11 protein-coding genes and 4 tRNA genes are annotated in these 13072 nt (G+C 38.7%); 9 read left to right on the top strand and 6 right to left on the bottom strand.

What is annotated here, in order from left to right; translation table 11 throughout:
• Positions 1-14: 14 nt before the first annotated feature.
• Positions 15-2285, top strand: coding sequence for an NADP-dependent malic enzyme (locus J580_RS13765; protein ID WP_002118176.1), 2271 nt, complete (start codon positions 15-17; stop codon positions 2283-2285).
• A 91-nt stretch (positions 2286-2376) separates the two neighbouring features.
• Complete coding sequence (locus J580_RS13760; protein ID WP_032004577.1) at positions 2377-3615, top strand: multifunctional CCA addition/repair protein; 1239 nt, start codon at positions 2377-2379, stop codon at positions 3613-3615.
• A 42-nt stretch (positions 3616-3657) separates the two neighbouring features.
• Here J580_RS13760 and J580_RS13755 read toward each other — a convergent pair whose 3' ends face one another.
• Positions 3658-4833, bottom strand: a complete 1176-nt coding sequence (locus J580_RS13755) for a S1C family serine protease (RefSeq protein WP_005068179.1) — start codon at positions 4831-4833, stop codon at positions 3658-3660.
• 194 nt (positions 4834-5027) lie between these two features.
• Here J580_RS13755 and J580_RS13750 point away from each other — a divergent pair, with 194 nt between their 5' ends.
• From J580_RS13750 to J580_RS13720, 7 genes are all read left to right on the top strand, one after another.
• On the top strand, positions 5028-5786 hold the full coding sequence (locus tag J580_RS13750; protein ID WP_032004576.1) for a Nif3-like dinuclear metal center hexameric protein: 759 nt from the start codon (positions 5028-5030) through the stop codon (positions 5784-5786).
• 145 nt (positions 5787-5931) lie between these two features.
• Positions 5932-6558, top strand: coding sequence for a superoxide dismutase (locus tag J580_RS13745; protein ID WP_000208083.1), 627 nt, complete (start codon positions 5932-5934; stop codon positions 6556-6558).
• Positions 6559-6704: 146 nt separating this feature from the next.
• Positions 6705-6780 (top strand) — tRNA-Asn (locus J580_RS13740).
• Between the two features lie 8 nt (positions 6781-6788).
• Positions 6789-6864: transfer RNA gene (locus tag J580_RS13735), tRNA-Asn, on the top strand.
• A gap of 181 nt (positions 6865-7045) precedes the next feature.
• Positions 7046-7121, top strand: a tRNA-Asn gene (locus J580_RS13730).
• Between the two features lie 181 nt (positions 7122-7302).
• Positions 7303-7378, top strand: a tRNA-Asn gene (locus J580_RS13725).
• 56 nt (positions 7379-7434) lie between these two features.
• A complete protein-coding gene (locus tag J580_RS13720; RefSeq protein ID WP_032004574.1) occupies positions 7435-7878 on the top strand; it encodes a DUF2726 domain-containing protein in 444 nt (147 codons plus the stop codon).
• A 4-nt stretch (positions 7879-7882) separates the two neighbouring features.
• Here J580_RS13720 and J580_RS13715 read toward each other — a convergent pair whose 3' ends face one another.
• The 5 genes from J580_RS13715 to glnA all read right to left on the bottom strand — a co-directional run bounded on the left by J580_RS13715 (position 7883) and on the right by glnA (position 12532).
• Positions 7883-8083: a hypothetical protein gene (locus J580_RS13715; RefSeq protein ID WP_032004572.1), complete on the bottom strand. Its 201-nt coding sequence runs from the start codon at positions 8081-8083 to the stop codon at positions 7883-7885.
• Positions 8084-8189: 106 nt separating this feature from the next.
• On the bottom strand, positions 8190-9497 hold the full coding sequence (locus J580_RS13710; protein WP_032004570.1) for an alpha/beta hydrolase: 1308 nt from the start codon (positions 9495-9497) through the stop codon (positions 8190-8192).
• A gap of 109 nt (positions 9498-9606) precedes the next feature.
• Positions 9607-10485, bottom strand: a complete 879-nt coding sequence (ubiA, locus tag J580_RS13705) for a 4-hydroxybenzoate octaprenyltransferase (protein ID WP_032004568.1) — start codon at positions 10483-10485, stop codon at positions 9607-9609.
• Complete coding sequence (locus J580_RS13700; protein ID WP_032004566.1) at positions 10482-10991, bottom strand: chorismate--pyruvate lyase family protein; 510 nt, start codon at positions 10989-10991, stop codon at positions 10482-10484. Before J580_RS13700 ends, ubiA begins: the two co-directional genes overlap by 4 nt.
• A gap of 125 nt (positions 10992-11116) precedes the next feature.
• A complete protein-coding gene (gene glnA / locus J580_RS13695; protein WP_002052696.1) occupies positions 11117-12532 on the bottom strand; it encodes a type I glutamate--ammonia ligase in 1416 nt (471 codons plus the stop codon).
• Between the last annotated feature and the right edge of the window lie 540 nt (positions 12533-13072).

Genomic DNA, 13072 nt, shown 5'->3' with positions numbered 1-13072 from the left:
AAATAGAGACTCAGATGGACGATCAATCTTTAAAACAGGCCGCTTTAAATTACCATGAATATCCAAACCCAGGGAAAATCAGCGTCACCCCAAGTAAGCAACTTGTCAACCAACGAGATTTGGCTCTAGCCTACTCACCAGGAGTTGCTGCGCCATGTTTAGAGATTGAACGTGATCCATCTGCTGCTGCTAAATACACAGCTCGCGGAAACTTGGTTGCCGTAGTCAGTAATGGTACAGCTGTTCTTGGTTTAGGTAATATTGGACCATTAGCGTCTAAACCTGTAATGGAAGGTAAAGGCGTACTCTTCAAGAAGTTTGCTGGTGTTGACGTATTTGACATCGAAATTGCAGAAAACGATCCAGATAAAATTGTAGATATTGTTGCCTCTCTTGAGCCAACTTTCGGTGGTATCAACCTCGAAGATATTAAAGCGCCAGAATGTTTCTATATCGAAAAGAAACTTCGCGAACGCATGAAAATTCCTGTATTCCATGACGATCAACACGGTACAAGTATCATTGTAGGTTCAGCTTTGCTTAATGCATTGCAACTTGTAAATAAGAAAATTGATGAAATCAAAATTGTAGCTTCAGGTGCAGGCGCTGCTGCTCTTTCTTGTTTAGATTTACTTTGTGCTTTAGGCGTAAATAAAGAAAATATCATTGTTGCCGATTCTCGCGGTCTACTCACTACTTCACGTGAAGGCTTGGATGAATCGAAAAAACGTTATGTTCAAGACATCAAAGCAACTCAGTTACATGAAGTAATGGCTGGGGCTGATATGTTCTTGGGTCTTTCTGCTGCTGGTATTCTCACCAAAGAAATGGTGAAACAGATGGCTGAGAACCCTATTATTTTTGCTTTAGCAAACCCAGATCCAGAAATTTTACCTGAACATGCACATGAAGTACGTCCTGATGTAATCATGGCAACTGGTCGTTCTGACTATCCAAACCAAGTAAACAACGCATTATGTTTCCCTTATATTTTCCGTGGTGCGCTTGACGTTGGTGCAACAACAATTAATGAAGACATGAAAATTGCATGTGTACATGCAATTGCACGTATGGCACACGTAGAAGCAGATGCAGCTACTTATGGTGAGAAATCTGCTTCATTTGGTCGTGACTATTTAATTCCACGTCCACTTGATCAACGTTTAATTTTAGAAATTGCCCCTGCCGTTGCTAAAGCTGCAATGGATTCAGGTGTTGCAACTCGTCCGATCGAAGATTTCTCTGCATACCGTCAAAAATTATCTGAGTTCGTTTATAACTCTGCATTCTTGATGAAACCGATTTTTGCTCAAGCAAAAACTGATCCTAAACGCATCGCATATGCTGAAGGTGAAGATGAGCGCGTATTACGTGCAGTGCAAATCGCAGTTGATGAAGATTTAGCAAAACCAATTTTAGTAGGTCGTACTGCTGTAATTGAAGCTAATATCAAAAAATTAGGCCTACGTTTACAACATGGCGTAAATATTGAGATTGTAGATCAAGAACAAAACCCGATGTATGAAGAGTTTTGGAAAGACTACTATCAAACTATGCAACGCAAAGGCATTACTGTTGAATATGCTCAACGTGAAGCTCGTCGCCGTTCAACTTTAATTGCATCTCTACTGGTTAAATTTGGGAAAGCAGACGGTATGTTATGTGGTACTTACAGTAGCTATAACATTCACCTTGATTTTGTACGCAATGTCATCGGTCTAAAAGAAGGTATGAATAACTTCTTCACCTTAAATGCATTAATGCTTGAAGATCGTAACTTGTTTATTGCTGATACATATGTAAATACAAACCCGACAGCTGAACAACTTGCTGAAATGACTATTTTAGCAGCTGAAGAAGTACGTCGTTTTGGTATTACTCCGCGTGTAGCCCTGCTTTCTCATTCAAGTTTTGGTAGTGACCAGACTGACTCAAGTGCTCAAAAAATGCGTGAAGTTTATCGTATTTTATCTGAGCAAGCTCCTGAGCTTGAAGTTGAAGGTGAAATGCACGGTGATGCAGCATTAGACGAAAACATTCGTCAATTTGCATTCCCTGGCTCACGTTTCAAAGGTTCGGCAAACTTGCTCATTATGCCAAACCTAGATGCAGCAAATATTTCGTTTAACTTGTTGAAAGCGACTTCTGGTAACAACGTTACTATTGGTCCAATTTTACTTGGGGCAGCAAAACCTGTTCATATTTTAACACCGACAGCAACGACTCGTCGTCTTATCAATATGACTGCTTTAACTGTTGCTGAAATCCAACAACAAGAAAAGTAATTTAGAAACTGCTTTTTACGAAAAGCATCTCTAATGACTTGAGAAAACCTCTATTCTGTAGCATGATTGCTTGAAGAATAGAGGTTTTTTCATGCAAGTGTATTTAGTAGGCGGTGCCGTCCGTGATTTTTTACTTGGGCATCCCTATCAAGAAAAAGATTATGTTGTTGTCGGTGCAACGCCGGAACACATGCTCGCCCAAGGTTTTCAACCTGTAGGCAAAGATTTTCCTGTGTTTCTTCATCCCGAAACGAAAGAAGAATATGCACTTGCACGTACTGAAAGAAAATCTGGTAAAGGCTACCACGGCTTTCAATTTTTTACCGATACCACAGTAAGTTTAGAAGAAGATTTAATCCGCCGTGATTTAACCATCAATGCCATAGCAATGGATCAAGATGGCAAATTATACGATCCATATGGCGGTCAAACAGATTTAGAAAATAAAACTTTGCGTCATGTTTCAGAAGCTTTTGCTGAAGATCCTTTACGTGTTTTACGTGTTGCACGCTTTGCGGCTCGCTATTCTTCATATGGTTTTCAGATTGCGCCAGAGACAATGCAGCTTATGCAAACCATGGCCGAATCAGGTGAGCTTGATGCCTTAACACCAGAACGTGTATGGAAAGAGACTTCTCGCGCACTTTTAGAAGATCATGCAGATGTTTATTTTCAAACATTGCGTGACTGTGGGGCGTTAAAACATCTTTTCCCTGAAATTGACGCATTATTTGGTGTACCACAGCGCCCTGAATATCATCCAGAAGTGGACTGCGGTATACATACCTTAATGTCGTTACAGCAAGCTTGTAAATCAAACTATTCGCTTGATGTTCGATTTGCTGTATTAGTACATGATTTGGGTAAAGCATTGACTCCAGCTAACGAACTTCCTCGTCACATCATGCATGAAGAACGTGGAGTAAAACCTGTTACCGAATTATGTGAACGTTTAAAAGTTCCAACTCAAACTCGACAGTTGGCATTATCAGTATGTAAAGAACATCTAAAATGTCATCAGATTATGTCGTTAAAACCAGGAACTGTATGGCGCCTATTACAGCGTCTAGACGTACTACGTCGCCCTGAGAGAGTAGAAGCTTTTGTACAAGCATGTGAATGTGATGCTAAAGGAAGGTTAGGTTTAGAAGACCGACCTTATCCACAAGCTCAGTACATTTTGGATGCGATGCAAATCGTTCGCTCTATTAAAGTTCAGGATTTACCTGAAAACATTAAAGGTGCTGAGATTGGTGAAATGCTCATTCAGTACCGTATTGATGCTTTAACTGAGTTCAAACATCAGCATCAAGCACTATCTCATACTTAATTAACACCAAGAAAAAAGCCTCATTACGAGGCTTTTTTATCTTTACTGTTTAGGCAGCGGTATAAATTGTGATTGAGTATTTTGGTTTTTTCTTTCCCCTACTGTCACCACAAAGTTTTGTTGCTTCCCATCTCGCTCGACCATTACATTAATTTCGCTGTTAGGCGCTTGTAATGCAACATAATTAATCAAATGAGATGCTGAAGTGATTTGTTGATTATTCACCTGAATAATTTTATCACCAATCTTAATACCTGCTGATGCAGCTGGACCATTTTTCAAGACATCTGCAACCACAACACCAATTTGCTGTTTAGGTGCTAATACGTCTTCTTGTGTAGGTGGTACTAAACTAATACCTAACCATCCACGGACTACACGGCCATCTTTCAAAATCGAGTTTAAAACTTGTTGGCAAACTTTAGCGGGAATTGCAAAACCAATTCCTAAAGAACCACCTGACTGAGAGAAAATAGCAGTATTTACACCAATTAAATTCCCAGCCACATCAATTAATGCTCCACCAGAGTTACCTGGATTAATTGCGGCATCCGTTTGAATAAAGTCTTCATAGGTATTAATGCCTAAATCAGAGCGTTCAGTCGCAGAAATAATACCTTGAGTTACCGTTTGGCCTACACCAAATGGATTACCAATTGCTAAGACCACGTCACCTACTTCATTACCACTCAACTTAAATGGCAATACAGGTAATTTATCTAAATCGATTTTAATGACAGCTAAATCAGTATCAGGGTCTGTTCCAACAATCGTTGCTTCTGCACGACGGCCGTCATGTAATGCAACTACAATCTGATCAGCTTGAGCAATCACATGATTATTCGTCAAAATATAACCATCAGCTCGTACAATAACCCCAGAGCCTAAGCTATTTTCATTTTGCTGTTGTTGTTCTGGAACCTGATTTCCAAAAAATTCGCGGAAGACCGGATCACTTAATAATGGATGATTTTGTTTAACTTTCTGGGTCGTAAAAATATTAACAACTGCTGGCGCTGCAACTTTTACTGCAGCGCTATAAGATACCACCCCGCCCGCTCGCGAAGTATCAACGAGTGGTTCAACTTTCTCAGCAGGCATTTGCACCCCATCAACTGCAACAGTTGGTTTCGGCTGATGGTATTTTTGCCATGCAATAAAACTGGCAATTACAATAATAAGTAACACCCAAGGTAACCATGTAAAGGTGCGGCGCACGTTCATATCCTCTACGCAAAGAAGTTTTTAATTAAATTAATATATTGAACAAAAAGAGTTTTCAGTTAAGCATTTTAAATTAAATATGTCGATATACATAAAAAAGTCAAAAAAGATTTGTCTAGCTTTAGTTACACAACAAAATATGTTTCTATAGCTTTAGCAATTATTTACTACTCAATTCAGGAAATATCATGGCAAATTTGCATGAAATTATTCAGTGGTGCGACCAAACCTTAAAAGCGGCAGAATTTAAAGATTACGCACCAAATGGCCTGCAAATTGAAGGTTCAACTGAAGTAAAGCGTATCGTTTGTACGGTTACTGCTTCCGAAGATGCGATTGATGCAGCAATTGCTCAAAATGCAGATTTATTACTCGTACATCATGGTTATTTTTGGAAGGGCGAACCATATCCAATTACAGGAATGCGAGGTAACCGCATTAAAAAACTCATTCAAAATAATATTTCATTAGTCGCTTATCATCTACCTTTAGATGCCCACCCAACTTTGGGCAACAATGTAGCCATTGCAGAAAAACTAAACTTGAAGAATTTAGAACCACTCGATTTAACCGAAAAACATCCGATTGGTAATATTGGTTATCTAGAGCAAGCAATTTCGGTGGATGAATTTAAAGCACAGCTTCAAAACAGTTTTGATTTTAAGGTAATTCATTTGCCAGCAGAGAAGCAAAGCATTCAAAAAGTAGGCTTCTGTACAGGTGGCGCTCAAGATTTTATTGCTAAAGCTGCTTTGCAAAATTGTGATGCTTACATTTCAGGTGAAGTCAGTGAACGAACTTTTTATGAAGCAAAAGAGCTAGGGGTTCACTATTTCGCCTGTGGTCACCATGCTACTGAGCGTTATGGAGTTCAGCGTTTGGCACAAGCGATCTCAAAACAGTTTTCAATTGAAGCTGAATATTTTGAATTGAATAATCCGATTTAATTAAGTCTTTTTTTCAATCTGTGTTATGCGTATTAATTAGATCTTTATTGTGTATAGTTCTTTAAAACGATGCCCTATTGTTACCAGAATCATTTACAATAGAGCCACTTAATTGTATAACCCAGCAAATGCAAGGAATAGGAACATGACAACCATTACTTTACCTGCACTTCCATATGGCTATGATGATTTAGCGCCACATATTAGTAAAGAAACTTTAGAATACCATCACGATAAACACCACAATACCTATGTTGTTAACTTAAACAACTTAATCAAAGGGACTGACCTTGAAGGTAAAACTTTAGAAGAAATCATTAAAGCGACTGCTGGTGATGCATCTAAAGCTGGTATTTTCAACAATGCTGCTCAAGTTTGGAATCATACTTTCTACTGGAACAGCATGAAGCCAAATGGTGGTGGTAAGCCTACTGGCGCAATCGCTGCTAAAATTGACGAAGCTTTTGGTAGTTACGAAAAGTTTGCAGAAGAATTTACTGCTGCTGCAACAACTCAATTCGGTTCAGGTTGGGCTTGGTTAGTTGCTGATGAAGTAAACGGTAAATTATCTATTACTAAAACTTCTAATGCAGACACTCCACTTGCACATGGTCAAATTGCTGTATTAACAATTGACGTATGGGAACATGCTTACTACATCGATTTCCGTAACTTACGTCCTAAATACATCGCAACTTTCTTAGAAAGCCTTGTGAACTGGGACTATGCAAATGCAAAACTTGCAGGTCAACCAGCTGGTGTAGAGAAATAATTTTATTTCTTTATGAAAAACCACCCTATTTTGGGTGGTTTTTTTATTTTTAATACAGCAAAAGCATATTAATCAAGCAAACGATTCATTTTCTTTAATATTCTTATTGACGCTTTTAGATTTCATCCATAAAATGCGCATCAGATTCTCCAATAGCTCAGTCGGTAGAGCGACGGACTGTTAATCCGCAGGTCCCTGGTTCGAGCCCAGGTTGGAGAGCCATCTACTAATCTCCCATAGCTCAGTCGGTAGAGCGACGGACTGTTAATCCGCAGGTCCCTGGTTCGAGCCCAGGTGGGAGAGCCAAGATTCTAAAAGCCCGCATTTATTGCGGGTTTTTTCTTTTCTAATCATTTAATAATTTTTCATTATTTTGAATAAAATCAATGTTTCGAGTATTTTTAAACCAAACGATGAGATATTCACTCTAATTCTGTTATTAAGGCTTGACCCAGCCCTCTTTCCTGCCTAAAATCCTTTTCCAGATTCTCCCATAGCTCAGTCGGTAGAGCGACGGACTGTTAATCCGCAGGTCCCTGGTTCGAGCCCAGGTGGGAGAGCCAAGATTCTAAAAGCCCGCATTTATTGCGGGTTTTTTCTTTTCTAATCATTTAATAATTTTTCATTATTTTGAATAAAATCAATGTTTCGAGTATTTTTAAACCAAACGATGAGATATTCACTCTAATTCTGTTATTAAGGCTTGACCCAGCCCTCTTTCCTGCCTAAAATCCTTTTCCAGATTCTCCCATAGCTCAGTCGGTAGAGCGACGGACTGTTAATCCGCAGGTCCCTGGTTCGAGCCCAGGTGGGAGAGCCAAGATTCTTAAAAACCCACTCATCATGAGTGGGTTTTTATTTGTATGATGCCTTCACATGTTCGAATCGAGTCACTTATTTTTTATTGTTTTAGGTTGCGTAAGCACCTGTATTTTTCTTCTTGTTTGTTTACGCCCTTATTTATTTCCAAAACAAAAATTCTTTGCTCGCCCTGTCATTACAAACTTTGAAACTCAAATGTTTATACGTTTAAAACAAAGTTTTCCAAATTATCATGTGTTAACACAAGTGGCTTTTAGCGCTTTAATTACCAGTAATGACTATAAAATTCGTAGTCAGTTCAATCGTAAAGTTACTGACTTTGTCGTGCTCAACGACAAGATGGAAGTCATGGCCATCATTGAGCTAGATGACCCTACCCATCTTGAAAAAGTAGAAGAAGACCGTATTCGTGATCAAATGCTCACTGAAGCAGGCTACCTTGTAAAGCGTTACACAAATATTCCTACTGTACGCCAATTACAAAAGGATATTCATTAACAAGCTATTTCGATTCAGAATTTGCAGCTTCTTTCTCAGCTATTCTTTTTGCCATCTCTAAACGCTGCTGTTCATATTGTTTTTTATTCTTAGCATCACTTTTTGCAGCCAAGAAAAGTATTCCAATAATTAGTAAAGGAATAAGTAAACCTAACCCCATTAATAACCAAGGAACAGATTTTTTTTCAACAGGTTGTTGGCTCATAAGTTTTTCAAACTCAAATAGTATCAACTTCAGAATGCGTAACAATATAACAAAAAAAGGGCCTTCTTTAAGACCCTTTTAATTTGAATATTTTAAATATAAAAAATTATTGTGCTATTCCAGTACACTCAACATTCTTACTAGCATCTATTACTGATGGATCAAGCACTATATTTGTTTTAGCTGGCATCTTAGATTGAACAAATTGATAAATTTCAGCATTTCTACATACAATCGCCTGAGTATGGGCAGCTCCAACAACTGGTACAAATGTCACATCAGTTCCCATTTTTTTAAGTCCCTCTTGTAAGGCATTAGTAACAGGATATGGTACAGCCATATCCGCAGTACCTTGAACAATCATGACTGGTGAATTAATTTTTTTGGTAGCAGGCTGATTATCTACCAAGAATTTTTGCACCGTTGGATTCTCCTGGAAATTACCAGCTAGGCCTGGATAATCTAGAACTGTTTTACCAGTATTAGTCGCAAGAAAATCTCGAATATCATCTGCAAATTTATTATGCAAATCAGTTAAACAGACTCCATTTTCACCCGTAGTGCCTTCTGCAAACTCAGCTATACTTTGAGAACGTTGTTGAAAGATTTCACGATAATTAAATTTAGGTTCATAAGCAGTAATACCCACTGTGGTATATGCAGCATATGCAAGTAGCTCAGCATATACTTCTACAGCCGTACCAACAGGTGCGGTACCAGCCTGCTCTTTTTGAAGAATGTCTCTAATTGCTTGCGGAGCAACTACAGAAATAATATAGCCAAGACTAGAAGCTGGTGCTGTTGCAACCGCTCCTTTGTAGTTACTGTCGTTATTAGCAAATTCAGCTGTTCCTAATGAAGCATGACCTCCTTGAGATTGTCCAATCGACATCCATGAACTATTCAATTGACTACCGTAATGATCTTTAGCAGCTTTAACTGCTGCAATTGCAGATTTAGCCTCACTTCCCAAATTAAGGTATGGATGCATCCCTCTAGTACCTAAACCTTCATAGTCAGGTGCCACAATCACATATCCAGCAGCTAATAAAGTATCAGCTAAAATTTTAAAGCGTGGATTAATCATATTATTACTTGGTGCACAACTATCCCCTACTCCTACAGTGCCGTGCTCCCATACCACTACGCGATAACCATCCTTTGGTTGAGCAACTTTCGGGAACATGACTAAAGCGGTTGCTTCAGCTGTTTTCCCTTGTACATTTACCATGTTATAAGTCATTACTTTTATAGATGAAGCGCCACTTAAGGTATCCTTAGAATAGGCTTTTTCAGAAACATAAGTTTTATCGGGATTAACACCAATATAGTCATCATCATCGTCATTACATGCTGTAAGAAATAATGCTGAAATTGATAATGTTATAGCTAAAGCAATTTTTGACCGTTTCATAGAATATCCTTTTTATGTGTTATTTATTCCGCATATTTTTATGCACAAATATTAAGACATAAAAAAAGTGCTCTGCATAGAACACTTTTCAACCTCACGGTCATTTTTACTATATGAAATTTAAAAATATTCCTAGAAAAATGATTAATCCAACCCAGCGATTGTGACGAAATGCCCAAAAACATACTTGAGGGTTGCGGTCTTTGGTTTTAATTGTTTGATATACAAAATCGAATGCCACTACAATTAAAGCAATAATTGCCCATGGGAATAAAATATTTTCTAAATATAGTGCAGTACCAATCAAAACAAGACTAGTTGCTTGTAAAAGAGCAATGATCTGGATGTCATATCGACCAAAAAGAATAGCTGTAGATTTCACGCCAATCTTTAAATCATATTCACGATCTGTAATTGCATATTGAGTGTCATAAGCCACAGTCCAAGCCAAATTACCAAAATAGAGCAACCAGCAAGTCAAATCTGGAGTTTTACCTACCGCGGTAAAAGCCATAGGAATTGACCATGAAAATGCTGCACCTAAAAATACTTGGGGTAAGTTGGTATAGCGTTTCATAAATGGATAAATAAACGCTAGAAGTAATGCCCCAAATGACCAGTAGAAAGTTTCGATCGGTAAAAAGAACAAAAGACATGCGCTTGCTAAAACAAGACCCAAGAAAACGTATACGGCTTCCCTTGCGCGAATAACTCCCGTTGCTAAAGGGCGCGTTTTAGTACGCTCAACATGGGCATCTACTTTACGATCAGCAAAGTCATTAATCGCACATCCAGCAGCGCGCATAAAAATCACGCCTAAAATCATGACAAATAAAATACCTAAATCAGGTATTCCTTTTGATGCAACCCAAAGTGCCCACATGGTTGGCCAAAACACCAGTTCAGTACCAATTGGCTTATCAAATCGACATAGATAATAATAAGCTTCTAAACGCTGACGCCATGTTGTGCCTGTTGCAGTCGTCATAGTAATTCCTTGTCGTGCTGCTGATTTAAAAAAGCTTCAAAAGCCGGTAAGAATGTTTCTTGGACGATAAATTTACATCCATGCCAAGTATAGCAACTTTGTCGCGTCCATCCTTCTGGCAAACGAATGACACGACGGTCACAAAGCGGAGTCGTTCTTTGAAATAGAAAAAAGCCAATCGGTTTAGAGCCGATGTGCTGAAATATACGCGCTCTTTTTTGTAAGCTTTGAATTGGAAAAATACTTTTTGCTTTCACCCACGGCTCTGCTTCACAACCATATAAATAGGTTTCCCTAACCCATGAAGTATGAGCATGAGGCATGTTCATCCATTGACTATCTGCCAAAGTTAAACGCTGAAAGTGCTCTTTAAAGGGCTTCACACTAAACTGGCCACCACCAAGCTCAGTGAGTTGTTGAGTCAGAGAACCAGAAGCATACAACCATGTTTTCAACTCAGGATTTAAAGTCTTTTCCTGTTTAAGTACTGGTTGTCGTTTACGCATAATCTGCTCACATGAAAACTCGCACCTAGTTTACTCCAAATTTTTGATAAAAAACGTAGAGAATTCAATCAACATTCCAAGCAATAAAAAAGCCTGCATAAGCAGGCTTTTTTACAAAATATGTATTACAAGCTGTAGTACATATCAAATTCAACTGGGTGAGTAGTCGTGTTAAGACGACGTACATCTTCAGTTTTAAGTTCAATGTATGCATCAAGCATTTCTTTAGTGAACACGCCGCCTTTTAACAAGAACTCGTGATCTGCTTGAAGTGCTTCAAGAGCCATATCTAAGCTATGAGCAACTGTTGGGATTTTTGCTTCTTCTTCTGGAGGAAGATCATACAAGTTCTTATCAGCAGCTTCGCCTGGATGGATCTTGTTTTGGATACCGTCGATACCAGCCATTAACAATGCAGCGAAACCTAAGTACGGGTTCATCATTGGGTCTGGGAAACGAGCTTCGATACGCTTACCTTTAGGGCTAGAAACGTATGGAATACGGATAGAAGCAGAACGGTTACGTGCTGAGTAAGCAAGCATGATTGGCGCTTCGAAGTGAGGAACCAAACGCTTGTATGAGTTTGTAGATGGGTTTGTGATTGCATTCAATGCACGAGCGTGCTTGATGATACCACCGATGAAATACAATGCCATTTCTGAAAGGCCTGCATATTCATCACCAGCAAACAAGTTCTTGCCATCTTTAGAGATAGACATGTGAACATGCATACCAGAACCGTTATCGCCTACCATTGGTTTAGGCATAAACGTAGCTGTTTTTGCATATTGATGTGCAACATTCCAAACAGCATATTTGAACTGTTGAACTTCATCAGCTTTACGTACAAGTGTATTGAAGCTCACACCAATTTCTAACTGGCAAGAAGCAACTTCGTGGTGATGTACTTCTACACGACCTGGGCCCATGATGTCTTCGATTTTTGCACACATTTCTGCACGCATATCTTGTGAAGAATCAACTGGAGGAACTGGGAAGTAACCGCCTTTAACACGTGGACGGTGACCAGAGTTACCAGACTCGTAGTCTTTACCCGTAGACCAAGCAGCTTCCTCAGCGATTAATGTATGACGAGCGCCAGACATATCGATGTCCCATTTCACTTCATCAAATACAAAGAATTCTGGTTCTGGACCAAAGAATGCAGTATCACCGATACCTGTAGATTTTAAGTATTCTTCTGCACGGCGAGCAATCGAACGTGGGTCACGCTCATAACCTTGACCAGTTGAAGGTTCAATAACGTCACAAGTCACAACTACAGTTGGTTCAGCAAAGAACGGGTCGATAAAACCAGTTTCCGCATCTGGACGTAAAATCATGTCAGATGCTTCAATGCCTTTCCAACCAGCGATTGAAGAACCATCAAACATTTTACCGTCTTCAAAAGTATCTTCATCAATAGAATCAGCTGGGTAAGTTACGTGCTGCTCTTTACCCTTAGTATCAGTAAAGCGAAAATCGACCCATTTTGCGCCACTTTCTTGTATGAGTTGAAGGACCTTGTTCGCCATGCTCATTTTGCTCCAATGAAATTTTGTTGCACTTGTTAAGTGCGTGTTAGTTGCTGGTATTTATATAGCAATTCTCATACCAACTTTATAAGACTTACCTAAAACATTGAATTGCTTATAACTATCCATGATTTAGGCCCCTTGTCTTGAACCCATTATACTGTTTGCATAGTTAAATGCACCATATTCAGACATTTTCAAATTATGGCATACAAGAATAGCTCGAAATCGCCCTAATTTAGTGCAAAATTGTTGCGCTAATATGAATCACCGCATCAATATCTAACAGTAATTTGTGATCATAATACTTTCTTATATAGAAATCTGACTTTCTTACTGTAATGCTTAAAAATAATAATCTATTCCCGATAGAACTGTTAATTTCTAAATTAGACGATGGTATCTACAATATGCCCTTGCCAAAAAGGTTTGAACATAAATACGATTTCTAAGTAACTCTACACAATTTTTTTAAATAATATCAATTACTACTCTTCACTGCCCATCCATAGAAAGGTTGAGGTTTTAAAGTGTTAATTTAATTTT

Source organism: Acinetobacter sp. 1542444 (genome assembly GCF_000581835.1).
In the GTDB taxonomy this organism is placed as follows: domain Bacteria; phylum Pseudomonadota; class Gammaproteobacteria; order Pseudomonadales; family Moraxellaceae; genus Acinetobacter; species Acinetobacter pittii.
This window is presented reverse-complemented; position numbering and strand designations above follow the sequence as displayed.